Source organism: Pseudomonas sp. SCT, assembly GCF_003864275.1.
Lineage (GTDB): Bacteria > Pseudomonadota > Gammaproteobacteria > Pseudomonadales > Pseudomonadaceae > Stutzerimonas > Stutzerimonas stutzeri_AE.
The window spans coordinates 57,772-82,442 of record NZ_BDJA01000003.1 but is presented as its reverse complement, the minus strand read 5'-3'; the positions used below and the strand labels follow the sequence as shown (position 1 = coordinate 82,442).

The window sequence follows — 24,671 nt, the reverse complement described above, 5'->3', positions numbered from 1 at the left end:
ACACACTTCAGGTGCCCTTGTTTAATCGGCCTCTTGTGTCATAGCCATCTAGCACCGCTTTGCTTACACCCGAAAATTAAAGATACGACTCAACAGAAATAAGGGGACTTAGAGTGAACAAGTCGGAACTGATCGATGCTATCGCTGCATCTGCTGATATCCCAAAAGCTGTTGCTGGCCGCGCGCTGGATGCAGTGATCGAATCCGTCACCGGTGCCCTGAAGGCTGGTGACTCCGTTGTACTGGTTGGTTTCGGTACTTTCGCTGTCAAGGAGCGCGCTGCGCGCACCGGTCGCAACCCGCAGACTGGCAAGCCGATCAACATCGCCGCCGCCAAGATCCCGGGCTTCAAAGCTGGCAAGGCTCTGAAAGACGCCGTTAACTAAGCGTTTTTCAATGCGGCCAGTCAGCAGTTAGCTGCGCTGGCTCGGAGCGGTTGTAGAGCAGGCCTGGCCTGCTGCATTCAGGCTTGGGGGAATAAGCCCAACCGCTCCAAAAGCTCCGAGAAGGCGCATCCCTGGATGCGCCTTTCTTTTATCCGGTTCCAACCGCGTTGCGCAGCCCACCGCGCCGCAGACTCCTGGGGGTCGCATGCTTCAGAACATCAGGGACAATTCACAAGGCTGGATAGCCAAAACCATCATCGGCATCATCGTGGTGCTGCTGGCTTTGACTGGCTTCGAAGCCATCTTCAACGCCTCCAGCAACAGCCAGAACGCCGCTGCGGTCAATGGTGAGGAAATCTCCCGCTACGACCTGGATCAGGCGATGAACATGCAACGACGCCAGCTGGCTCAACAGCTGGGTCAGGACTTCGACGCCTCGTTGATCGATGATCGTTTGCTGCGTGACGCTGCGCTCGGTTCGCTGATCGATCGCATGCTGCTTTTGCAGGGTGCCAAGAGCGCTGACTTCGCTTTCTCCCGCGAAGCGCTTGATCAATTGATTCTGCAGACCCCCGAATTCCAGGTGGAAGGCGCTTTCAGTTCTGCGCGTTTCGATCAAGTCATTCAACAGATGGGCTACTCCCGCCTGCAGTTCCGCCAGTTGCTTGAGCAGGAGATGCTGATTGGTCAGCTGCGTGCAGGCATTTCCGGTACCGGTTTCGTCACCGATCAGCAGGTCGAAAATTTCGCACGTCTGGAAATGCAAACGCGTGATTTCGCGATGCTCACCGTGCCGGCGCAGCACGAGACGATTGATGTAAGCGATGAGCAGATCCAGAAATACTACGATGACAACGCTGACCGTTTTCGCACACCTGAGCAGGTGATCGTCGAGTATGTCGAACTGAAGAAGGAGTCATTCTTCGATCAGGTCGAAGCGTCCGATGAGGAGCTGCAGGAGCTGTATCAGAAGCAGATCGCCAGCCTGGCCGAGCAGCGCCGCGCCGCGCATATCCTTATCGAAACTGGTGGTGAGCTGAGCGATGCTGAGGCCAAGGCCAAGATCGATGAAATAGCTGAACGAGTGAAGAGCGGTGAAGACTTTGCCGTCGTCGCCAAGGAGGTCTCGCAGGATCCAGGCTCCGCCAACGAGGGCGGTGACCTGGGCTTCGCTGGCCCCGGCGTCTATGACCCTGCGTTCGAAGATGCACTTTATGCGTTGAACGAGGGCGAGGTGTCTGCGCCGGTGCAGTCCGAGTTCGGCTGGCACATCATCAAGCTGCTGGGCGTCCAGTCACCTGAGGTGCCGTCTTTCGAAAGCATGAAGCCCGAGCTGGTTCGCGAACTCAAGGCGCAGCAGGTCGAGCAGCGGTTCGTGGAAACCAGCAAGCAACTGGAAGATGCTGCATTCGAGGCGTCCGACCTGACGCAGCCGGCGCAGGATCTTGGTCTGATGGTACAGACCACCGAAGCGTTCGGCCGTGACGGCGGCGAAGGCATCACTGCCAATCGCCAGGTTATCCAGGCTGCTTTCAGCGAAGAGGTGCTGGTTGACGGTGCCAATAGCAGCGTCATCGAGCTCGATCCTGATACTTCCATCGCACTACGCGTCAAGGAGCACCTGAAGCCGGCCCCCATCCCGCTGGCGGATGTACGTGACGATATCGTTCAGCAGCTTCAGCGCAGTCTGGCAGCCGAAACGGCTCGTACTCAAGGCGAGCAACTGCTGGCGGATCTGCGTCAGGGGCAGCAGCCGGATGGCCAATGGCAGTCGGTGGAAGCCGCCACGCGGAGTCAGGAAGGTGTTGCGCCGGCGCTGCTGCAGGCCGTGTTCCGCATGCCACGTCCGGAGCAACAGGACAAGCCGAACTATTCCGGTGTTGCCTTGAGCAATGGGGACTACGTCGTGGTGCGCCTGAACGGCGTCAACGAGCCCGAGGCTGCGCTATCCGATGAGGAGAAGCTGAATTTCCGTCGCTTCCTGGCCTCGCGTGTTGGCCAGCAGGACTTTGCAGCGTTTCGCCAGAAGCTGCAGGCCGAGGCGAAAATCGAAAAGTTCTGATCGCGACTTGATGAGCAATGATCGGCCGGTTGTCTCGGTCGGTCATTTTGACAACGCCCCGGCTGGTCCGGGGCGTTGTCGTTTTTGCTGCAGAATTGTTGCTCAGCGGAGCAGGTGGCGTGCCAGCCACGGCCCCTGATGCAGCAGTGCTGTGTGAACCTGCACCAGCTCGGCGCCGGCATCCATACGCGCTTGCAAGTGGCTCGCTGTCTGGATGCCACCCACCGAGATCAATGCCATGCCCTGGCCGCAAAAGCGCCGCAAGCCCTCGATTTGTTCACAAGCCAGTGCCTGTTGTTGTGGGTCCTGCCAGGCACGGTAGCGCTCGCGCGTCGCTGGCGGTCCTGGGTCGTGGGCGGCTAATAGCCCGTCGAACTTGAGGTCGAGCAGCATGCTGGCTAGCAAGAAGGGAACCTGCTTTGGCAGGCAGCGTAGCTTCGCTACCAGCGGTACCTGGCGCTTACCCTCCAGGTTCAGCTGCTGATGCTCCTCGCGGAGAGCGGTCAGGAGGTTGCGCAGGCGCACGGCATTTGAGAGCAGAGGTGCGCTGGCCGGGCCGATCAGGTTCAGTACCAGGTAGTCGGCCTGGGGCCATGCGTTGCGCAGCAGCGCGCAGCTCTCCGCCACCGAGCTTCCCGCATCCAGGGTCAGGTTTATTCCAAGGCGCGCCTCGCCACGTGACATCGGCTCAAGTTGCGCCAGTCCATCCGCGGTCAGGCTACCGATCTCGTTGAAACCGAATCCCAGCGCCGCCACCCGCCGGGCAAGACGCCCGTTGCGATCAAAGCCGGCGGCGATACCTAGCGGCGACGGAAAGCTTAGGCCCATCACGGTAAGAGGCCGGCCCGGTACGGCGTGCGGCAGACGACAGGCGACGTCGACCAGAGTCAGTGACAGCTGCTGTGCCAGTGAGCGGCGTAAAGCATGCAAGCCGTGCCTTCTATCCATGCTTACGCTCGAAATCAGTCATGAATTCCACCAGGCGCGCCACTCCGCTCAGTGGCATCGGGTTGTACAGGCTGGCTCGTATGCCGCCGATCGCTGCGTGGCCGCGCAGATTGGTTAGGCCGTTACGCTCGGCCTCGGTCAGAAAGGTTTCGGTCAGTCCGGGCTTGGTCAGTTGGAAGCAGACATTGATCGGTGAACGGTCTGCGGGGCGTTGCGGACACAGGTAGAGGTCGCTGTCGTCAACGCAACGGTACAAAAGGCAACTTTTTTGCTGCGCTGCGGCAGCCATGGCTGGAACGCCGCCGTTACGTCCCATCCAGCGCAGCATCAGCCCGACCACGTAGACGGCGAAGGTGGGCGGCGTGTTGAAGCGGCTCTGCTGTTCGGCCTGCGTTGCATAACTGAACGCGGTCGGCAGACCGGGAGGGGGCGCTCGCAGAAGATCGTTGCGGATTATCACTATGCACAGCCCGGCGACGCCTAGATTCTTTTGCGCGCTGGCATAGATCAGGCCGAAGCGTTCGAGCGGAAGCTGCCGGGTGAGAAAGTCTGAGGTCATGTCTGCGACCAGTGGTACTGACAGTTCCGGAAACGTCTGCAGCTGCAGCCCATTACCGGTTTCGTTGCTGGTCACATGGCAATAGCCGGCAGCCGGATCGCGCTGCCAATGATCCAGTGGGGGCAGGGCGGTGAACGCCTGATCTGCACCACTGGCGACGACATTGACTGGCGAATGACGGCGGGCCTCGGTGATTGCCTTGCGTGCCCAATGGCCGCTTTCCAGATAGTCCGCACTCTGTCCTGGCTGCAGCAGATTGAGCGGCAACAGGCCGAACTGCGCCGAGGCGCCGCCTTGCATGAAGAGCACGCGATAGTTGTCGGGGATCGTCAGTAATGCACGCAAGTCGGCTTCGGTCTCGGCCATCAGCTGCTTGAAGGCTGTGCTGGTGAAGGGCTGCTCAAGCACTGACGAGCCGGTATTGCGCCAGTTCGGCAGCTCATCGCGGATCTGTTCGAGGACCTCTGCTGGCAGCATGGCCGGGCCCGAGGCGAAGTTGTAGCGTTCGGCGCGCTCAGAAGAAGTGCAGGCCATGACCGCCACTCGCCATCAGGAACAGCAGGGGAAAGGACAGAATGGTGTTGCTGCGCGAGGAGAGGAAGGTAATCCGCGAGCAGCGCACCCGCTCTTCCAAAGTCGCCGGCACGAAACCGAGCAGCTTTTTCTGATGCGGCCACAGCACCAGCCAGAGGTTGAGCAGCATCAGCGTGCCAATCCAGGCGCCCAGGCCGATCACTGCCAGCGGGCCTTGTAGCAGCAATGCATCAGCCAGCCAGCCGCGTTGCCAGAGCATGAACATGCCGGATACCCAGACCACCACGGAGGCGTAGCGGAAGATGCCGTGCTCACGTTTCATCCGCACTTCCAGATCGCGGTTCAACGTGGCGGTATCGATACCGTTCTGCAGTGGCACGAAGCGCGGGTTCTGGATGAAGTTGGCGTAGTTGTGACCAACCCAGACCAACGCGAACAGCAGATGCGCATAGCGGGCCAGCAGATCGAGAACGGGTAGCTGCATGGCTCAACCCACCAACCAGTAACGCAGTAGCAGGTAACAACCAAGCGTTAGCGCGAGGCCCGTGCTAACGGTGCCGCCGAACGAGTCATGGGGCAGTTTCAAGTTCCACCCCCTGACTGGCCTGTCGGGCGATCAGCGTGCCCTGCGGGCGCGTAGCTTCCTGCGCCAGCGCCACGGCCTGGCGAATCAGCTGATGATGTGGAGATTTACTGCAGGCCGGGTCGGTGTTGGCACCATTGCCGGTCAGCAGCAAGGCCTGGCAGCGGCAGCCGCCGAAATCCTTTTCCTTTTCGTCACAGCTGCGGCAGGGTTCGGGCATCCAGGCGTCGCCACGGTAGAGGTTGAATACCGGCGAGTCGTGCCAGATCTGCTCCAGCCGTTGCTGACGCACGTTGGGGAAGGTCAGGTTCTTGAAGTTGCTGGCCTGGGAGCAGGGCAGCACGTTGCCGTTTGGCGCGATGGTGACGTGAATCGCGCCCCAGCCGTTCATGCAGGCCTTTGGACGGCCTTCGTAATAGTCTGGGATGACGAAGAAGATGGTCAGTCGATCACCGAAACGCTCGCGTGCCTTATGTACCTCGTCTTCGGCTCTCTGCAGTTCGGCATGGGTCGGCATCAGCGCATCGCGGTTGAGCAGTGCCCAGTTGTAGTACTGCACGTTCGCCAGTTCGAGATACTCGACTCCCAACTCGACGGCGAACGCGATGATCTCCGGCACCTGAGCGATGTTCTGCCGAGTGATCGGTACGTTGAGCACCATGGGAAAGTCCATGGACTTGATCAGCCACGCCATGCGCAGTTTGCGCTCCAGGGCATCGACGCCGGCCAGCTGACGAGCCACTTCACGGTCGGTTGATTGAAAACCGAGCTGGATGTGGCGCAGCCCAGCATCCTTCAGGGCGCGCAGGCGCGCTTCGGTCAGGCCGATACCGGAGGTGATCAGGTTGGTGTAGTAGCCCATGCGGTCAGCCTCGGCGACCAGCGTTTCGAGATCCTTGCGCAGCGTGGGCTCGCCGCCCGAGAAGCCGATCTGCATCGCGCCCATGGCACGGGCCTGGGCCATTACATCGATCCACTCGGCAGTGCTCAGTTCGTCCTGGCGGTAATCGGCGAAGTTGCGCGGGTTGCTGCAGAACACGCACTGCAGCGGGCACTGGTAGGTCAGCTCCAGCAGCAGCCAGACCGGGTTGCCGCTGCCATCAAGCCTTAGCTCGGATCCAGCCCTTGCCATGGGATACCTCCAGGAAATTCAGGACGCCGTTGCGAATCGCGTCGACGTCGGATGCGTTGTAGCTAAGAGCGAGCTGATCGATCAGCTCGGCGACGCTGGTCTTGCCGTCGCAGCGCCGCAGAATCTCGCCGCCGGTGACGTTGAGCTTGACGATGCCCTCTGGGTAGAGCAGCACGTGGGCTTGCTGCGAGTCTTCCCAGCGAAAGAGGAAGGGCGGGCGGATCTCGTAGCGGCAGGCTGGTGAAATCATTGTTGTTGTCGTCATGTCCATATCCTCGCTCGACCGGCGTGAAGCGATGTTCGATCACGCCGGTCAGGGGCTCAGCGTACGTAGACGTACGCGGTGACTTCGAAGCCCAGACGCAGGTCGCAGAAGTCCGGATCGATCCACTGCATGGCGTATCTCCTCATTGGTTGTTTGTCGGGAAAAGCGATGTCGCACCCCGAAGCTAAGGCGCTTTGGCAGGTGGGCTAATAAGACTTTGGGGTTGGTTTTGCCGCCTTTTGGTCGCGCTTTTCTTGCGTTACAGGAGAATTTGCGCTCTGGGCAGACGCCCTTGTTCAGCGTCATTTTTAGGGTGCGATTCAGGATCTATCCTGCTCGGCTTTTTCTCCCGTTCCAGGCTGGTCGTATCAATCGCAAACCGCCATCAGCTCTGCCTCTGCGCCTTGCCATCTACTACCAAATGAGGAGTCCTCCGCTGCCATGGGTGCATACCGGAGCGAAGACCCCGCTGCCTAAGATCGGTCCATGTCCTGTGCACTTCCCGGCACAGGCTCCGACAAGCAGAAGAAGAGAGGCCCATCATGATCTACGCTCAGCCCGGTACCCCAGGCGCCGTCGTATCCTTCAAGCCGCGCTACGGCAACTACATTGGTGGTGAATTCGTCCCGCCGGTCAAAGGCGAGTACTTCGTCAACACCTCGCCGGTAAATGGTGAAGTCATTGCCGAGTTCCCGCGTTCGGGCGCCGAAGATATCGAGAAAGCGCTGGACGCAGCTCACGCTGCTGCCGATGCCTGGGGCAAGACCTCGGTGCAGGACCGTGCACTGATTCTGCTGAAGATCGCCGATCGCATCGAAGCCAACCTGGAAAAGCTCGCGGTCGCTGAAACCTGGGACAACGGCAAGGCCGTTCGTGAAACCCTGAACGCCGACGTACCGCTGGCTGCGGATCACTTCCGCTACTTCGCCGGCTGCATCCGCGCCCAGGAAGGCAGCGCTGCCGAGATCAACGAGCATACCGCGGCCTATCACTTCCATGAGCCGCTGGGCGTTGTCGGGCAGATCATCCCTTGGAACTTCCCGCTGCTGATGGCCGCCTGGAAACTGGCTCCGGCCCTGGCTGCTGGTAACTGCATCGTGCTCAAGCCGGCCGAGCAAACCCCGCTGTCGATCATGGTGTTCATCGAAGTGGTCGGTGATCTGCTGCCGCCGGGCGTGCTGAACATCGTCCAGGGCTTCGGTCGCGAAGCCGGTCAGGCGCTGGCCACCAGCACCCGCATCGCCAAGATTGCTTTCACCGGCTCGACTCCAGTCGGCTCGCACATCATGCGTTGCGCCGCCGAGAACATCATTCCGAGCACCGTGGAACTGGGTGGCAAGAGCCCGAACATCTTCTTCGAAGACATCATGAATGCCGAACCTGCATTCATCGAGAAAGCCGCTGAAGGTCTGGTACTGGCCTTCTTCAACCAGGGTGAGGTCTGCACCTGCCCGTCGCGTGCGCTGATCCAGGAATCGATCTTCGAGCCCTTCATGGAAGTGGTGATGAAGAAGATCAAGGCGATCAAGCGTGGCAACCCGCTGGATACCGACACCATGGTCGGCGCCCAGGCGTCCGAGCAGCAGTTCGACAAGATTCTCTCCTACATGGAGATCGCTCAGCAGGAAGGCGCCCAGATTCTCACCGGCGGTGCCGCCGAGAAGCTCGAAGGCAGCTTGTCGACCGGCTACTACGTGCAGCCAACGCTGATCAAAGGCCACAACAAGATGCGCGTGTTCCAGGAAGAGATCTTCGGACCCGTGGTCGGTGTGGCGACCTTCAAGGACGAAGCCGAAGCCCTGGCGATCGCCAACGACACCGAGTTCGGCCTGGGTGCCGGCGTCTGGACGCGCGACATCAACCGCGCCTACCGCATGGGTCGTGGCATCAAGGCCGGCCGCGTCTGGACCAACTGCTATCACCTGTACCCGGCGCATGCTGCGTTCGGTGGCTACAAGAAATCCGGCGTCGGTCGCGAAACCCACAAGATGATGCTCGACCACTACCAGCAGACCAAGAACCTGCTGATCAGCTACGACATCAATCCACTCGGATTCTTCTGATGAGGGCCCCGGCGCGTTAGCTCCAGCGCGCCGGCTTATTTTGCTATGCACGTCATGTGCAGGAATCTGCGCCGCTTCTGCTGTAATCCCCCTCGAACCGAGCGCAAGGTTCCTATCGCAACGCGGCTTCGGCCGCGTTTTTTTATGGCCGGCAGCAAACCAGCCATCGCGCTTATCGAACTACCGGTCACCGACACGCCTCCCATCAGCATGCCCCCAATATCGGCTGGATAAGGAGAGCACCATGTCGCAACTGTTCGAACCCTACACACTGAAGCATATGAGTCTGCGCAATCGTACAGTCGTTGCACCCATGACCCGGGTCAGCGCCGAAGCGGAGGGTGACGCCAACGAGTTGATGCGTGACTACTACGCATCATTCGCCAAGGGTGGTTTTGCTCTGATCATCAGCGAAGGCATCTATACCGATACGGCCTTCAGTCAGGGTTACTTCAACCAGCCGGGGCTCGCGACCGAGGCGCACCGGGACAGCTGGAGGATAGTCGTCGATGCCGTGCACGACGCTGGAGCCGCTTTCGTCGCTCAGCTCATGCACGGAGGCGGCCAGACGCAGGGCAATATCCACCATGCCCGCCACATTGCACCTTCGGCGGTGCAGCCCAGCGGGTCTCAGCTAACGTTCTACGGCGGCGAGGGTCCCTACGCGACTCCGGCCGAAATGAACGAGCAGGAGATTCAGGAGGCCATCCAGGGATTCGCCCAGGCCGCGCGTCACGCGCGCGAGGCCGGTTTCGACGGCGTCGAGCTGCATGGTGCCAATGGTTACCTGTTGCACGAATTCATCAGTGCCGAATTCAATCAGCGACTTGATCAGTGGGGCGGCGACTACCTGCAGCGCCTGAATATGCCTCTGGCGGTGATCCGCGCCGTACGCGCCGAGGTGGGTGATGACTTCGTGGTTGGTATGCGTCTGTCCCAAAGCATGGTTTGCGATAGCAAGCTGAAATGGGAAGGTGGAGTGAACGAAGCCGGGGAGCGTTTTCGCGCGCTGGTCGATGCCGGTCTCGATTATCTGCACGTCACCGAACCGGATGCCGCTGCGCCGGCTTTCAGCAGCGGGCCGAGCTTTGCTGCGATCGCCAAGAGCTGCGTCACGATCCCGGTGATTGGGAACGGCGGCATCGTCACGGGCGAGCAGGCTGAAGGCTTACTCGTCGATGGTGATATGGATCTGGTCGCGATAGGCAAGGCTGCGCTGGCCAATAACGACTGGCCGCAGCGTATTCAGCAGGGATTGGAGCTCAGCAAGTTCGACGGCACGATGTTCGTTCCCATGGCGACCATTACCAACGAACTGGCCTGGCGAAACGCCAATGATCGGCCGGCGTTGGGTTCAAGTTGACAGCCTCTCGCCGCAGGCGTTAGCTAAATGAGTAACGGTGTAACAACGGACGGCCGTCTGTCGGGCACTACCAAGGCACGGCGCTGTCTCCTTCCAAAGTACCATTCTGCTTTAGGCAGAACAGGGGGCTTAATTGGGCTGTCGGAATCTTCCGGCACCATAAAAAGAGGACCGACCTATGTGGACTAAACCCGCCTTCACCGACATGCGTATTGGTTTCGAAGTCACCATGTACTTCGCAAACCGTTGATCGATCAGCCCCGGCTCCGGCCGGGGCTTTGCTTTGGGGGCTGTCCATGTTCATCCGAATTCTCGGTTCCGCTGCGGGCGGAGGTTTTCCGCAGTGGAACTGCAACTGCGCCAACTGCGCGGGGCTGCGTGCCGGCACGCTCAACGCCAAGGCGCGTACCCAGTCATCGATTGCCATAAGCGACAACGGCGTCGACTGGGTCTTGTGCAACGCTTCGCCCGATATCCGCGCGCAGCTGGAATCCTTCCCGGCGCTGCAGCCGGCCCGGGCGCCAAGGGATACCGCCATTGGCGCGATCGTTCTGCTGGACAGCCAGATAGATCACACCACCGGCCTGCTGACCTTGCGCGAAGGCTGCCCGCACGAAGTCTGGTGCACCGAGATGGTCCACCAGGACCTGACCACCGGCTTCCCCCTGTTCAACATGCTCGAGCACTGGAACGGCGGGCTGAAGTGGAACCGCATCGGCCTGACGGATAGCTTCAGCATCCCGTGCTGCCCGAACCTGCATATCACGCCGATTCCCTTGCGCAGCTCGGCGCCGCCTTATTCACCGCATCGCAACGATCCGCATCCCGGCGACAACATCGGCCTGCTGATCGAGGATCGTAAAAGCGGTGGCACGCTGTTCTATGCGCCGGGCCTGGGCAAGGTCAGCAATGAGTTGCTCGAAACCATGCGCCAGGCCGATTGCCTACTGGTCGACGGCACCCTTTGGCGTGACGATGAAATGCTCGTGCGCGAAGTCGGCACCAAGCTCGGCAGCGAAATGGGACACCTGCAGCAGAGCGGCCCGGGCGGCATGATCGAGGTGCTCGATGGCATGCCTGCGGTTCGCAAGATCCTCATCCACATCAACAACACCAATCCGATCCTCGACGAGGACTCCGTCGAGCGGGAAATCCTCGGCGAGCACGGAATCGAAGTCGCCTTCGACGGCATGAACATCGAGCTGTAGCGACGCGCTGCCAAGACGCGGCTACAGACCGTGAGGCAGCTCGAGTAAAGAACAACGGAACGAGAAGAAAAAGGAACGACACCGTCATGAACCTGCCAGCCATGAGTCCCGCCGAATTCGAACAGGCGTTGCGCGCCAAGGGCGAGTACTACCACATTCATCACCCGTTTCACCGGGCCATGTATGCCGGCCAGGCGACGCGCGAGCAGATTCAGGGCTGGGTCGCCAATCGCTTTTACTACCAGGTCTGTATCCCGGTGAAGGACGCGGCGATCATGGCCAACTGTCCGGACCGTGATACCCGCCGGGAGTGGATTCAGCGCATCATCGACCATGATGGTGCGCCAGGCGAAGAGGGCGGTATCGAGGCGTGGCTGCGGCTGGCCGAAGCCGTCGGGCTGGATCGCGAGCAGGTGCTGTCGCAGGAGCTGGTGCTGCCCGGTGTGCGTTTCGCGGTGGATGCCTACGTCAACTTCGCTCGCCGCGCCAGCTGGCAGGAGGCTGCCAGCAGCTCGCTGACCGAACTCTTTGCCCCGACCATCCATCAATCCCGTCTGGATAGTTGGCCGCAGCACTATCCGTGGATCGATGCCTCCGGTTACGACTACTTCCGCAAGCGGCTGAAGGAGGCGCGCCGCGACGTCGAGCACGGCCTGCGCATCACCTTGGATCACTACCGCACCCGTGATGCGCAGGAGCGTATGCTGGAGATCCTGCAGTTCAAACTCGACGTGCTGTGGAGCATGCTCGACGCCATGAGCATGGCCTACGAGCTGGATCGCCCGCCGTACCACACCGTGACGCGTGAACGGATCTGGCACAAGGGCATCAGCGTCTAGGAACGTGCGTCTAAAGGTGGGCTTGAGCCCACCGCCAGCGAACACAATTGATTTGGCCGGGCTGCCCGCCTGCCTACTGGCGAGACAACGACCATGAGCGATATCCAACTGACCCAGCTTCCAGCCTTTCGCCGAGGCTACCGCTTCCAGTGGGAGCCGGCGCAGAACTGCCACGTACTGCTCTACCCGGAAGGCATGATCAAACTCAACGAGAGCGCCGCGGCAGTGCTGACCGAGGTGGATGGAACCCGCAGCGTCGGAGCAATCGTCGCCGACCTGCAGGTCCGCTATCCCGAGGCCGAAGGGATTCAAGAAGATATCGTCGCGTTTCTGGAGGTCGCCGTTGAACGGTTCTGGATCGAGCTTCGCTAAACCTGGCTACGAGCCTGGCCCGCCGCTCTGGCTGCTGGCGGAGCTGACCTATCGTTGCCCTCTGCAGTGCCCGTACTGCTCCAATCCGTTGGACTTCGCCCTCAGCCACGACGAGCTGAGCACCGCCGAGTGGATCGAAGTATTCCGCCAGGCACGCGAGATGGGCGCGGCCCAGCTTGGCTTCTCAGGCGGTGAGCCGCTGGTGCGCCAGGACCTGGTAGAGCTGATCGAAGCGGCACGCGGACTCGGCTATTACACCAACCTGATCACTTCTGGCATCGGCCTCACTGAAGAGAAGATCGCCAGTTTCGCCGAGGCCGGGCTGGACCATATTCAGATCAGCTTTCAGGCGGCCGACGAGGAGGTGAACAACCTGCTTGCCGGTTCGAAGAAGGCCTTCGCTCACAAGCTGGAAATGGCCCGTGCGGTGAAGAAGCACGGCTATCCGATGGTGCTCAACTTCGTCACGCATCGGCACAACATCGACAACATCGAGCAGATCATCCGCCTGTGCATCGAGCTCGAAGCCGACTTCGTCGAACTCGCTACCTGCCAGTTCTACGGCTGGGCCGAGTTGAACCGGGCCGGATTATTGCCGAGCAAGGAGCAGCTGGTACGTGCCGAGCGCATCACCAACGAGTGGCGCGACAAGCTCGCCGCGGAAAACCATCCGTGCAAGCTGATCTTCGTGACGCCCGATTACTACGAAGAACGGCCGAAGGCCTGCATGAACGGCTGGGGCAACCTGTTCCTCGACATCACCCCGGACGGCACGGCGCTGCCTTGCCACAGCGCGCGACAGCTGCCGGTGGAGTTCCCCAACGTACGCGAGCACAGCATCGAGCACATCTGGCGACACTCTTTCGGCTTCAACAAGTTCCGCGGCTACGACTGGATGCCCGAACCCTGCCGCAGTTGCGACGAGAAGGAACGCGACTTCGGCGGCTGCCGCTGCCAGGCTTTCATGCTCACCGGTGATGCCGCCAACGCCGACCCGGTGTGCAGCAAGTCGCTGCATCACGACAAGATCCTTGCCGCGCGGGCGCAGGCAGAGCATGGCGCCTTGAGCCTCGAGCAGCTGCAGCACCGCAACGAAAAGGCTTCCAAGCTGATCCTCAAGGTATGAGTTGCACCAATACCCGTCCGACTCCAGACAGCATTCCCTACGGTTTCTGGCCCAGCGATTGGAGCGCCGAAGCCGCGGCGGTGGCCAGCCGGGACTTTGCCGAGCTGCGTGCCGGACACGGTGGGCTGTACTGGATCGAATATGACCCGTCCCATGGGCGTTGCACGCTGTGGTTGTGGCGGGGCGGCAATGCGCATTGCCTGACACCCGAGCGATTCTCGGTCCGCAGCCGCGTTTACGAATACGGCGGCGGTGCGTTCTGTCTGACCTCGGAGGGGCTCGCCTTCGTCAACGAGGAGGATCAGCAGATCCATCTGCAGGCAACCGAGTCCACCGGCGGGGCAGCACATCCTGTGGCGCTGACTGATCGATCCGGCTGTCGATACGGCGATCTGCAGCATGACCAGCACGCTGAGGCGATTATCGCGCTGGAAGAATCCCACGGCGCCGAGGGCGTCGAGCATCGTCTGGTTTCCCTGACCATTGCCGATGGCGGGCGTGAGGTTCTCGTCGAAGGTGCTGATTTCTACTCGTCTCCAGTGCTCAGTCCGGACGGAACGCGACTGGCCTGGATCGAATGGGATAGGCCAGAGCAGCCCTGGACAGCGACGCGTCTGTGCGTCGCCACGCGCATGCCGGATGGGCGTTGGGGTGGCAGGCAGGTCCTGGCTGGCGCCGCGGGCGGCGAATCCCTGCAGCAGCCGCGCTTTGCCGCCGATGGTCGATTGCATTGTCTAAGCGACCGTTCCGGCTTCTGGCAGCCGTGGGTCGAGGCGGACGGAAAACTGGTGAGGCCTTCGAGCCTTGCGCAAGCGTGCGGGGATTACGATTGCGCCCCGGCGCCCTGGCAACTGGGCACCAGCAGCTATCTGCCGCTGCACGACGGCGCTCTGCTGTTGACCCATATGGTCGACGGCTATGGCTGGTTATTCGAACACGCTAACAACGGCGACCAGCGCCAGTTGGCCACGGAGTTCACCCGTTGCCGCCAGCTTTCCGCGAACGAAAGCCATGTGTTCTGCATCGCCGGCTCGCCGGAGCGAACTCCGGCTGTCCTGGCTATCGAGCGTGCCAGCGGTGCGCTGCAGATTCTGGCTGGTGGGGCGATGCCACTGGTGACCGATCAGTTGTCATGTCCGCAACCGCTGCGTTTTGCGACCGGAGGTGATGAAGTCGCCCATGCCTTCTTCTATCCGCCGCGCAATGCGCATTGCCATGGTCCGACCGCTACATTGCCGCCGCTGGTGGTGTTCGCCCACGGCGGCCCGACGTCGGCGAGCTATCCGGTATTCGATCCGCGCATCCAGTTCTGGACCCAGCGCGGTTTCGCCGTGGTCGACGTGAATTACCGCGGTAGCAGCGGCTTCGGTCGCGCCTATCGGCAACGTCTGCGCGAGCAATGGGGCGTGGTGGATGTGGAAGATGCCTGCCAGGCGGTTCGAGCACTCGTGGGGCAGGGGGAGATTGACTCGCAGCGAGTGTTCATCCGCGGTTCCAGCGCTGGCGGCTATACCGCGCTGAGCGCGCTGGCCGCCACTGATCTGTTCCGTGGTGGAGCCAGCCTGTATGGCGTCAGCGATCCGCTGGCCTTGCGTCGGGCAACGCACAAGTTCGAGGGTGACTATCTTGACTGGCTGATCGGCGATCCTCGGCTGGTGTCAGAGCGTTTTCGTGAGCGTGCGCCTTTGTATAACGCCGAGCGCATAAACGCCCCTGTGATCTTCCTGCAGGGCGGACAGGACGCCGTCGTGCTGCCCGAGCAGACCGAGTCGATGGTGGCGGCTCTGCGCAGCCGAGGAGTCACGGTCGACTACCGGCTGTATCCCGACGAGCGCCACGGCTTCCGCCAGGCTGCCAATCTTGCGGATGCGCTGGAGCGGGAATTGCGCTTCTATCAGTGCCTGCTGTAGGCCTTTCCGCCAGACGGGGGCAATCGCCCTCCATTCGGCGCATTGCATTGCCCGAGTAATGCAGTAGGCTTGCGCCAGTTGTTACAAAAAATAAAAAGGCCGCAGTGATGAGCCCGAATATCAGCCTTCAGCGCAAGTTTGTCTCCCCTGAAATCATCTTCGGTGCGGGTTGTCGGCATAGCGTCGGCAATTGCGCCGCCAATTTCGGCGCACGCAAGGTATTGCTGGTGTCTGACCCCGGCGTGGTTCATGCCGGGTGGGTAGCCGACGTGCAGGCCAGCCTTGAACGCCAGAACATCGGGCATTGCCTGTTCACCGGCGTATCCCCCAACCCGCGATGTGAAGAGGTGATGCTCGGCGCCGAGCTTTACCGTAGCGAAGGCTGCAACGTCATCGTTGCAGTTGGCGGCGGCAGTCCAATGGATTGCGCCAAGGGCATCGGTATCGTCGCAGCCCATGGCCGTCACATTTACGAGTTCGAAGGCGTGGACACGCTGCGCGTGCCCAGCCCGCCATTGATCCTGATTCCGACCACGGCCGGGACGTCGACGGATGTCTCGCAGTTCGTGATCATTTCCAATCAACAGGAGCGGATGAAGTTCTCCATCGTCAGCAAGGCTGCCGTGCCGGATGTATCGCTGATCGATCCGGAAACCACCCTGAGCATGGACCCGTTTCTTTCGGCCTGTACCGGCATCGATGCGCTGGTGCATGCCATCGAGGCCTTCGTTTCGACTGGCCACGGCCCGCTGACCGACCCCCACGCCCTGGAAGCCATGCGGCTGATCAATGGCAATCTGGTGCAGATGATCGCCAATCCGGCCGATATCGCCCTGCGCGAGCAGATCATGCTCGGCAGCATGCAGGCCGGGCTGGCCTTCTCCAATGCGATTCTTGGCGCGGTACACGCCATGTCCCACAGCCTTGGCGGCTATCTCGACCTGCCACACGGAGTGTGCAATGCCGTCCTCGTCGAGCACGTGGTTGCGTTCAATTACGATGCCGCGCCGGATCGCTACCGCATGGTTGCCGAAACTCTGGGTATCGACTCCCGCGGGCTGAGCCACCGGCAGGTGCGTGAACGCCTGGTGCAGCACCTGATCGATCTCAAACAGCAGATCGGCTTCAGAGAGACCCTTGGCCTGCACGGCGTGAATCTTTCAGATATCCCGTTCCTCTCCCAGCACGCCATGCAGGATCCCTGCATTCTCACCAATCCACGCTCGTCGACGCAGCGGGACGTCGAGGTCGTCTATGCCGAAGCCCTCTGATGACCAGCATCAGGCGCTGACGCAGCTACTCGGTTTCGGTAGTCACTCCGCGCGCAAGAGCCACTATCCGGAGCTGGTGGCACGGCTGGAGGAGCTCGAAGCCGAGCGCAATCGCTACAAATGGCTGTTCGAGCACGCCGTGCACGGCATCTTCCAGGCCAGCCTGCAGGAAGGCATCCGAGCCGCCAACCCGGCGCTTGCGCGCATGCTTGGCTACGAAACCGCGGAAGACGCACTGTGGACCCTGACCGATCTGTCCCATCACCTGTTCATCGGCGGTGAGGAGGAATTGCGCCAGATTCGCCATACGTTGAGTCAGCAGAACGGGCTGTTCGGCTACGAGACGCGCCTACGCCGCAAGGATGGCAGTGCCATCTACGTGATCATGAACCTGCTGCTCAAGCCCGACGAAGACGGCCTGGTGGAGGGCTTCGTCGCCGATGTAACCGAGCGCAAGCTGGCGCAATTGCGCCTGTTGCAGCTCAACGAAGAGCTGGAGCAGCGCGTCGCCGAGCGCACCTGCGAATTGCGCGAGGCTCGTGATGCGGCGGAAGCGGCCAATCTGAGCAAGGACAAATACCTCGCTGCGGCCAGCCACGACCTGCTGCAGCCGCTCAACGCGGCACGCCTGTTGATCTCGACCTTGCGTGAACGCCAGCTGCCGCAGAGTGAGCTGCATCTGGTGGAGCGGGCGCATCTGGCGCTGGAGGGCGCCGAGGATCTGCTTACCGATCTGCTCGATATTTCCAAGCTCGATCAGGCTGCCATCAAACCCGACATCGATGCCTATTCGCTTGACGACATCCTGCTGCCGCTGATCTCCGAGTTCCAGCCGGTCGCTGCGGCGAAGGGCCTGCAGCTGTCGCATTACCTGCCGCGTTGCGCCATCAGCTGCGATTTCCGCTTGCTGACGCGGATTCTGCGTAACCTGCTGAGCAATGCCTGCCGCTATACCGATGCCGGTGGCGTGCTGCTGGGCGCGCGCAAGCGTGGCGACATGTTGCGTATCGAGGTGTGGGACACTGGCCGTGGCATTCCGGAAGAGGACCTGCATTCGATCTTCCTCGAATTCAACCAGCTTGGTGTCAGCCGCGCGGCAGAACGCAGCGGCGTCGGTTTAGGACTGGCAATCGTCGATCGTATCGCCAACATGCTGGACTACCGCGTGCTGGTGCGCTCCCGCCCTGGGCGCGGCTCGGTGTTCAGTATCGATGTACCCATGGCCGCGACAGTACCGCCACGCAGCGCCGTCACACCGGTGATCGCCCCTCAGCTCGGTGACCCTTTGCCCGGCCGGCGCCTTTTGGTGATTGATAACGAAACCAGCATTCTGCACAGCATGGCGGCACTGCTCGAACAGTGGGGCTGTACGGTGGTGACTGCGACCGACGAGCAAACCGCGATTGCGGCGCTGGGGGGCGTCGCTCCGGATGCGATTCTTGCGGACTATCACCTTGACCATGGCAGCACTGGCTGGGACGTCGTGCTGGCACTGCGAGCACGTTTTTCCACGCGACTGCCGGTGGTGATGATCACCGCCGATCGCAGCGATCAATGCCGTCGCCAATTGCAAGGCGTTGGCGTGCCGGTGCTGAACAAGCCGGTCAAACCTGGAAAGATGCGTTCTGTGCTCAGTCATCTGCTGAGCGGCGACGGAACGGATGGGTCGAATGAGGTCTGAGACGATCTGGATCAAGTTTCCCGAAGACACCAGGCGGTTAGACTGTTCTCCATGAAAGCCTATCTGCGTCTGTTTCTCGTCCTGCTGATCAGCGTTGCGCTTCCCGTTACCGGGATGGCGGCACTGGAGCTGAGCGCGGAGCCGTGCCAGATGCAGGATGATTCGCAGGTGTCCGAGCACGCTGGGCATTTGCTCGTGACGCAGGATGACGACGAACATGCGCACGATGGAAACCCCTCGTGTGAAAGCGGCCATCAGTGCAAGTCCGGCAGCATGCTGCAGTCCACCGTACTCAAGCCAGGTCTTGGCGCTTCGGTGCCATTGCTCGTCGTGAGCCATTCCGAGTTTTTTCCTACCCGTTCCGGCGCCGATGTCTGGCGCCCACCGCGTCACTGATTCCTTCGCTGACCTGACTCGCCCCGCATCCGTGCGTGAGGCGCTGTAAGCATGCCGTTGCGGCATGCAGGAATATCGAGGAATCCAATCCATGAACTTCCAACTCATAGGGAAGTATCGGCCCGTCGCTGCCTTGGCGTGCATTTGCGCATTCGCCTGGCCAGTCGCCGCTACGGGCCTGACCTTCGACGACGCCCTCAACCTTGCACAACAGCAAGCACCATCTTTGCGTGCCGAGGCATCCAGGTTGAGCGCAGCGCGCAGCGAAGCCGTTGCGGCAGGTGAGCTACCGGACCCGAAGCTGCTGCTCGGCGTGCAGAACCTGCCCATCGAGGGTGCTGAGCGCTGGAGCCTCACCGACGATGGCATGACCATGCGCATGGTTGGCCTGATGCAAGAAGTACCGAATCGCGACAAGCGCAAGGCGCGTACCGATGTAGCCCACGCCGCTATCGGACGCGCCGATGCGGCGCGCGAAGTCGAAACGCTCAGGGTGCATCTGGCGGCGGCCCAGGCGTGGATCGCTACCCACTCCGTGGAGCGCAAGATTCAGCTCTTCGACGAGCTGTTCGAGGAAAACCGCCTGCTCGGCGAAGCGATTCGGGCACGTATCGCCGGCGGGAGAGGGCAACTGACCGACAGTGTCACCGCAAGGCAGCAAGCAGCGCTTCTGGCGGAGCGCCAGGACGAACTGCACCAGCAATATCGTCAGGCCCGCGCGGCGCTGGTGCGCTGGGTTGGCGAGGATGGTAACCAGCCGCTGCGCGGTGAGCCGCCACGGTGGACGATCGAGCACGATCAATTGAACCGCCGCGTCGTCAGCCATCCTCAGCTGAGCGCCTATGCACCGATGACCGAAGAGGCCCGCGCACGCATTCGCGAGGCGACCGCCGAGAAGCAGATCGACTGGAGCTGGGAGGTTAGCTACCTCAAGCGCGGTCGCGAGTACGGCGATATGGTCAATCTTCAATTCAGCTTCGATCTGCCAGTGTTCCAGCGGTCGCGGCAGAACCCGCGGATCGCGGCGCGCTATGCGGAGCTCGACCAGCTGGAGGCCGAGCGAGAAGCCATGGTGCGTGAATTCGCCGAGCAGCTCGACGTGGAGCTGGCTGAACTGGATCGCCTGCAGCGCGCCCAGCAGCGAAACGAAGAAGTGCTGCTGCCTCTTGCGCGAGAAAAGACCGAACTGGCCATGGCTGGCTACCGGGCCGGCAGCAATGACCTGGAGGCGGTACTCGGCGCACGCAATGAGCTGATTGAAACCCGCCTGAAGCAGATCGACCTGCAGGGATTGGTGGCCATCGCCGCATCTCGGCTGCACCTCGCCTACGGAGAAGCCAAATGAGCCGGAATACGTTCGCAAACCTCAGCTTGGCCGCCCTGACAGCGCTGCTCGGTGGCGCTGCCGGCTACTGGCTTGCCAGTCAGAATGAGCACGGCGCAGAGCATCTGGAGCCAGCCGTCGCAAGCCAGGCTCAGGTGTTGTACTGGTACGACCCGATGGTGCCGCAGCATCGCTTCGATAAACCGGGCAAATCGCCATTCATGGATATGGATCTGGTGCCACGTTACGCCGGCGAGGATGGCGACGCGGCAGCCATCAGCATCGATGCAGGCATCACGCAGAACCTTGGCGTGCGCCTGGCATCAGTCACGCGCGGGCAATTGGCCAGCCAGGTCGAAGCGGTTGGCGTACTCGAATACAACGCGCGCGACGTGGCAGTGGTTCAGGCCCGGGCGGGTGGCTTCGTCGAGCGCGTCTACCATCATGCGCCGGGTGATCTGCTCGACAAGGGCACCCCGCTGGCCGATCTGCTGATTCCCGAGTGGTCGGCCGCGCAGGAGGAATATCTGGCGCTGCGCCGTATTGGCGAACCGGCACTGCTGGAGGCCGCCCGCCAGCGGCTGCGCCTGGCCGGAATGCCAGCCGCGACCATCAGCCAGCTTGAACGCAGTGGAAAGGTCAGTGCTTCGATCACCATCTCCACCCCCATTGCTGGCGTGCTGCAGGAGCTGGACGTGCGTGAGGGCATGAGCCTTGCGGCCGGTGCGCCGCTGGCGCGGATCAATGGCTTGGACAGCGTCTGGCTGGAAGTCGCCGTGCCGGAGGCGCAGAGCACAGGGATACGCGTAGGGCAACGAGCTACAGCGCGCCTGCCGGCCATGCCTGGGGAGCGCATCGAAGGCACCATCACTGCCGTGCTGCCGGAGGCCAATGCCGCCAGCCGTACCCTGCGCGTGCGCGTGCAGCTGCCCAATCCGCAAGGCCTGCTGAGACCCGGGCTGACGGCGCAGGCCACCTTGAAGGGCGCAGACGACACTTCGGTTCTGCTGATTCCCAGCGAGGCCGTGATCCGAACCGGCCGGCGCAGCCTGGTAATGCTCGCCGAGGCGGGCGGGCGTTACCGGCCGGTAGAGGTCGAGACGGGCCGCGACAGCGGAAATCAGGCCGCCATCGTCGCAGGCCTCGAAGAGGGGCAGCAGGTAGTGGCCTCCGGGCAGTTCCTGCTGGATTCGGAAGCCAGCCTGCGTGGAATCGTGGCGTCACCGGCTACCGGCGATACGGGGCATGCGCACGATCATGCGCAGGTAGCACCGGCGCTGCATGAATCCGAAGGCCGCGTTCTTGCGCTGAGCGAAAACCGGCTGAAGATCGCCCATGGGCCATTCCATACGCTGGGGATGCCGGGCATGACGATGAGCTTCGCGGTGGCCGACACGGCGTTGCTGCGCGGTGTTCAGGCGCAAGACCGGATTCGTTTTGCCGTGCGGGAAACCGATCAGGGCTTGTTGATCGAGCGCGTCCAGCTCATGGAGAAGCAGCCATGATTGCCGCGTTGATCCGCTGGTCCGTGCTGAACCGCTTTCTCGTGCTGCTGGCGACCCTGCTGATGACCGCCGTTGGGGTCTGGGCGATACGAACCACGCCAATCGATGCGCTGCCAGACCTCTCCGATGTGCAGGTCATCATTCGCACGCCCTATCCGGGGCAGGCACCGCAGATCGTCGAGAACCAGGTGACCTACCCGCTGACCACGACGATGCTCTCGGTGCCCGGCGCGAAGACCGTGCGAGGCTATTCGTTCTTCGGCGACAGCTTCGTCTATGTGCTTTTCGAGGACGGCACCGACCTCTACTGGGCGCGCTCGCGGGTGCTGGAGTATCTGAGCCAGGTCCAGAGTCGCCTGCCGGCCAGCGCCAAGCCATCACTCGGGCCCGATGCCACCGGGGTCGGCTGGATCTTTCAGTACGCGCTGGTCGACCGCAGCGGCCGGCACGATCTGGCGCAACTGCGCAGCCTGCAGGACTGGTTTCTCAAGTACGAACTGATCACGCTGCCAAACGTGGCTGAAGTGGCGACCATCGGTGGCATGGTCAAGCAGTACCAGGTCGTGCTCGATCCATTGAAGATGGCCAGCCTTGCAGTAACCCAGGCTCAGGTGATCGAGGCCATCGGCATGGCCAACCAGGAAACCGGCGGTGCCGTGCTGGAGCTGGCTGAGACTGAATACATGGTGCGCGCCTCGGGTTACCTGCAGACCCTTGATGATTTCCGGCAGATTCCTCTGCAGCTCAGCGCCAAGGGCGTGCCGATCACGCTTGGTGATGTCGCGCATGTGCAGCTTGGTCCGGAAATGCGTCGGGGTATCGCCGAACTCGATGGGGAGGGGGAAACCGTTGGCGGCGTGGTCATCCTGCGAAGCGGCAAGAATGCACGGGAAACGCTTGCCGCCGTGCACGGCAAGCTCGAGGAGCTGAAGCGCAGCCTGCCGAAGGGGGTCGAGATCGTCACCACCTACGACCGCAGCCAGCTGATCGATCGCGCGGTGGAGAACCTCAGCTTCAAGCTGCTGGAGGAATTTATCGTCGTCGCGCTGGTGTGCGGCATCTTCCTCTGGCACCTGCGTTCATCGCTGGTGGCCATCGTCTCGCTGCCCATCGGGATTCTGATCGCCTTCGCCGTGATGCGTTACCAGGGCATCAACGCCAACATCATGTCGCTCGGCGGGATCGCCATCGCCATTGGCGCGATGGTTGATGCCGCGGTGGTGATGATCGAGAACGCGCACAAGAAGGCTGAGGCCTGGCGCCACGCCAATCCCGGCAGGGCGCTGGCAGGCGATGAGCACTGGCGAGTGATGACCAGCGCAGCAGAGGAGGTCGGTCCTGCGCTGTTCTTCTGCCTGCTGATCATCACGCTGTCGTTCATCCCGGTATTCACCCTCGAGGCACAAGAAGGGCGTCTGTTCGGACCGCTGGCGTTTACCAAGACTTACGCAATGGCGGCCGCGGCCGGGCTTTCGGTGACGCTGGTGCCGGTATTGATGGGCTACTGGATTCGCGGCAAGTTGCCGGACGAGGCGCGTAATCCACTCAATCGCGGGCTGATCCGGGTCTATCGCCCCGCATTGAACACCGTTCTCGACCACCCGAAGACCACCATTGCGGTAGCCGTGCTGGTCCTGGCTACCACGCTGTGGCCGATGTCGCGCCTCGGAGGTGAGTTTCTTCCGCCCATGGACGAGGGCGATCTGCTCTACATGCCTTCGGCGCTGCCGGGCCTGTCGGCACAGAAGGCAGCCCAGCTGCTGCAGCAGACCGACCGGATGATCCGCACGGTACCGGAAGTCGAAACGGTGTTCGGCAAGGCGGGGCGTGCCGAGTCGGCCACTGACCCGGCGCCGCTGGAAATGTTCGAGACCACCATCCGTTTCAAGCCGCGCGAGCAATGGCGCGCCGGCATGACGCCGGAGAAGCTGGTCGATGAGCTGGACAGGGCTGTGCAGGTCCCGGGCCTGACCAATATCTGGATACCGCCGATTCGCAACCGTATCGACATGCTTGCCACCGGCATCAAGAGCCCGATCGGGGTGAAGGTTGCCGGCGCCAACCTGGAAGAGATCGACCGTGTCAGTCAGCAGGTGGAAGCGGTTGCCAAGCGCGTTCCGGGTGTCAGCTCGGCGCTGGCCGAGCGCCTGGTCGGCGGGCGCTACATCGATATCGATATCGACCGCCGAGATGCGGCGCGCTATGGCCTCAATATCGCCGATGTGCAATCCATCGTCTCCAGCGCCATCGGCGGCGAAACCGTCGGTGAAACCGTCGAGGGGCTGGCGCGCTACCCCATCAGTGTGCGCTATCCGCGAGAATGGCGGGACACGCCCCAGGCGCTGGAGGAGTTGCCCATTCTGACGCCGCAAGGCAGCCAGATCACCCTGGGCAGTGTGGCACGGGTACGGGTCAGCGACGGCCCGCCAATGCTGCGTAGCGAAAACGCTCGGTTGGCCGGGTGGGTATACGTGGACGTCCGCGGTCGCGACATCGCTTCGGTCGTCGCCGACCTGCGGGGGGCGATCAGCGCCGATGTCGCCTTGCCACCCGGCATGAGCCTGAGCTATTCGGGGCAATTCGAATTTCTCGAACGTGCCAACGAGCGGCTCAAGCTGGTCGTGCCGGCCACCTTGCTGATCATCTTCGTACTGCTCTACCTGACCTTCAGTCGCCTCGACGAGGCCGTGCTGATCATGCTCACCCTGCCTTTCGCGCTGACGGGTGGCGTCTGGTTCCTTTACCTGATGGGCTACAACCTGTCGGTGGCCACTGGCGTTGGCTTTATTGCGCTGGCCGGCGTCGCCGCGGAGTTTGGCGTAATCATGCTGTTGTATCTGAAGAATGCCTGGGCCGAACGGCAGCGCGACGGGCTGCACGATGAGGCAGCACTGTGCGATGCCATCCGAGAAGGTGCGGTGCAGCGTGTGCGTCCCAAGGCCATGACTGTCGCGGTGATCGTCGCCGGGTTGTTGCCGATCCTGCTGGGTGCCGGTACCGGTAGCGAGGTGATGAGTCGTATTGCTGCGCCCATGGTCGGCGGAATGCTGAGTGCGCCACTGCTCTCGCTCTTCGTGATCCCGGCTGTCTATCGGCTGATGCGCAAACCGAGGGGCTGAACTGCAGGCAACGCTGCGCTGTGTT

The 24,671-nt window shown here is 61.9% G+C and carries 22 protein-coding genes; 16 read left to right on the top strand and 6 right to left on the bottom strand.

Annotated elements, in window-relative coordinates; translation table 11 throughout:
- The first annotated feature begins 113 nt into the window (after positions 1-113).
- Complete coding sequence (gene hupB / locus BHD08_RS08855; RefSeq protein WP_003282502.1) at positions 114-386, top strand: nucleoid-associated protein HU-beta; 273 nt, start codon at positions 114-116, stop codon at positions 384-386.
- A gap of 205 nt (positions 387-591) precedes the next feature.
- Complete coding sequence (locus tag BHD08_RS08850) at positions 592-2,448, top strand: SurA N-terminal domain-containing protein (protein WP_125021622.1); 1,857 nt, start codon at positions 592-594, stop codon at positions 2,446-2,448.
- Between the two features lie 102 nt (positions 2,449-2,550).
- Here BHD08_RS08850 and BHD08_RS08845 read toward each other — a convergent pair whose 3' ends face one another.
- The 6 genes from BHD08_RS08845 to pqqA (BHD08_RS08820) all read right to left on the bottom strand — a co-directional run bounded on the left by BHD08_RS08845 (position 2,551) and on the right by pqqA (BHD08_RS08820) (position 6,615).
- Positions 2,551-3,396 (bottom strand): phosphoserine aminotransferase, encoded by an 846-nt coding sequence (locus BHD08_RS08845; RefSeq protein ID WP_125021620.1) that lies wholly within the window; start codon positions 3,394-3,396, stop codon positions 2,551-2,553.
- Entirely contained in the window at positions 3,389-4,489 is a 1,101-nt protein-coding gene (gene serC / locus BHD08_RS08840) for a 3-phosphoserine/phosphohydroxythreonine transaminase (protein WP_125021618.1), read from the bottom strand. Before serC ends, BHD08_RS08845 begins: the two co-directional genes overlap by 8 nt.
- Positions 4,470-4,973 carry a urate hydroxylase PuuD gene (locus BHD08_RS08835; protein WP_015277074.1) on the bottom strand — a complete coding sequence of 168 codons (504 nt, stop codon included), beginning with the start codon at positions 4,971-4,973 and terminating at the stop codon, positions 4,470-4,472. Before BHD08_RS08835 ends, serC begins: the two co-directional genes overlap by 20 nt.
- An 85-nt stretch (positions 4,974-5,058) precedes the next feature.
- Complete coding sequence (gene pqqE / locus BHD08_RS08830; protein ID WP_125021616.1) at positions 5,059-6,204, bottom strand: pyrroloquinoline quinone biosynthesis protein PqqE; 1,146 nt, start codon at positions 6,202-6,204, stop codon at positions 5,059-5,061.
- Complete coding sequence (gene pqqD / locus BHD08_RS08825) at positions 6,173-6,469, bottom strand: pyrroloquinoline quinone biosynthesis peptide chaperone PqqD (protein ID WP_015277072.1); 297 nt, start codon at positions 6,467-6,469, stop codon at positions 6,173-6,175. Before pqqD (BHD08_RS08825) ends, pqqE (BHD08_RS08830) begins: the two co-directional genes overlap by 32 nt.
- A 56-nt stretch (positions 6,470-6,525) precedes the next feature.
- Positions 6,526-6,615, bottom strand: a complete 90-nt coding sequence (gene pqqA, locus BHD08_RS08820; protein ID WP_015277071.1) for a pyrroloquinoline quinone precursor peptide PqqA — start codon at positions 6,613-6,615, stop codon at positions 6,526-6,528.
- A 396-nt stretch (positions 6,616-7,011) separates the two neighbouring features.
- On the opposite strand from pqqA (BHD08_RS08820), the gene BHD08_RS08815 reads away from it, so the two are divergent.
- From BHD08_RS08815 to BHD08_RS08750, 14 genes are all read left to right on the top strand, one after another.
- Positions 7,012-8,532 (top strand): aldehyde dehydrogenase family protein, encoded by a 1,521-nt coding sequence (locus tag BHD08_RS08815; RefSeq protein ID WP_015277070.1) that lies wholly within the window; start codon positions 7,012-7,014, stop codon positions 8,530-8,532.
- Between the two features lie 244 nt (positions 8,533-8,776).
- Positions 8,777-9,895 (top strand): NADH:flavin oxidoreductase, encoded by a 1,119-nt coding sequence (locus BHD08_RS08810; protein ID WP_125021614.1) that lies wholly within the window; start codon positions 8,777-8,779, stop codon positions 9,893-9,895.
- A 178-nt stretch (positions 9,896-10,073) separates the two neighbouring features.
- Positions 10,074-10,145, top strand: a complete 72-nt coding sequence (gene pqqA / locus BHD08_RS08805; protein ID WP_003284930.1) for a pyrroloquinoline quinone precursor peptide PqqA — start codon at positions 10,074-10,076, stop codon at positions 10,143-10,145.
- A gap of 46 nt (positions 10,146-10,191) precedes the next feature.
- Positions 10,192-11,103 carry a pyrroloquinoline quinone biosynthesis protein PqqB gene (gene pqqB / locus BHD08_RS08800; protein ID WP_015277068.1) on the top strand — a complete coding sequence of 304 codons (912 nt, stop codon included), beginning with the start codon at positions 10,192-10,194 and terminating at the stop codon, positions 11,101-11,103.
- A gap of 86 nt (positions 11,104-11,189) precedes the next feature.
- The gene (pqqC, locus tag BHD08_RS08795; RefSeq protein WP_015277067.1) at positions 11,190-11,942 is read left to right on the top strand and encodes a pyrroloquinoline-quinone synthase PqqC; all 753 of its coding nucleotides are present in this window, start codon (positions 11,190-11,192) and stop codon (positions 11,940-11,942) included.
- Between the two features lie 93 nt (positions 11,943-12,035).
- Positions 12,036-12,314 (top strand): pyrroloquinoline quinone biosynthesis peptide chaperone PqqD, encoded by a 279-nt coding sequence (gene pqqD / locus BHD08_RS08790; protein ID WP_125021612.1) that lies wholly within the window; start codon positions 12,036-12,038, stop codon positions 12,312-12,314.
- Positions 12,286-13,440, top strand: a complete 1,155-nt coding sequence (gene pqqE, locus BHD08_RS08785; protein ID WP_125021610.1) for a pyrroloquinoline quinone biosynthesis protein PqqE — start codon at positions 12,286-12,288, stop codon at positions 13,438-13,440. Before pqqD (BHD08_RS08790) ends, pqqE (BHD08_RS08785) begins: the two co-directional genes overlap by 29 nt.
- Entirely contained in the window at positions 13,437-15,350 is a 1,914-nt protein-coding gene (locus BHD08_RS08780; protein ID WP_015277064.1) for a S9 family peptidase, read from the top strand. The genes pqqE (BHD08_RS08785) and BHD08_RS08780 overlap by 4 nt, the downstream gene beginning before the upstream one ends.
- Before the next feature lie 107 nt (positions 15,351-15,457).
- The gene (ercA, locus tag BHD08_RS08775; RefSeq protein ID WP_125021608.1) at positions 15,458-16,621 is read left to right on the top strand and encodes an alcohol dehydrogenase-like regulatory protein ErcA; all 1,164 of its coding nucleotides are present in this window, start codon (positions 15,458-15,460) and stop codon (positions 16,619-16,621) included.
- Positions 16,605-18,302, top strand: coding sequence for a NahK/ErcS family hybrid sensor histidine kinase/response regulator (locus BHD08_RS08770; RefSeq protein WP_015277062.1), 1,698 nt, complete (start codon positions 16,605-16,607; stop codon positions 18,300-18,302). The genes ercA and BHD08_RS08770 overlap by 17 nt, the downstream gene beginning before the upstream one ends.
- A 51-nt stretch (positions 18,303-18,353) precedes the next feature.
- Positions 18,354-18,698 carry a hypothetical protein gene (locus tag BHD08_RS08765; protein WP_125021607.1) on the top strand — a complete coding sequence of 115 codons (345 nt, stop codon included), beginning with the start codon at positions 18,354-18,356 and terminating at the stop codon, positions 18,696-18,698.
- 91 nt (positions 18,699-18,789) lie between these two features.
- On the top strand, positions 18,790-20,043 hold the full coding sequence (locus BHD08_RS08760) for a TolC family protein (RefSeq protein ID WP_125021605.1): 1,254 nt from the start codon (positions 18,790-18,792) through the stop codon (positions 20,041-20,043).
- Complete coding sequence (locus BHD08_RS08755) at positions 20,040-21,527, top strand: efflux RND transporter periplasmic adaptor subunit (protein ID WP_125021603.1); 1,488 nt, start codon at positions 20,040-20,042, stop codon at positions 21,525-21,527. The genes BHD08_RS08760 and BHD08_RS08755 overlap by 4 nt, the downstream gene beginning before the upstream one ends.
- The gene (locus tag BHD08_RS08750; RefSeq protein WP_015277058.1) at positions 21,524-24,646 is read left to right on the top strand and encodes an efflux RND transporter permease subunit; all 3,123 of its coding nucleotides are present in this window, start codon (positions 21,524-21,526) and stop codon (positions 24,644-24,646) included. The genes BHD08_RS08755 and BHD08_RS08750 overlap by 4 nt, the downstream gene beginning before the upstream one ends.
- Positions 24,647-24,671: the final 25 nt, after the last annotated feature.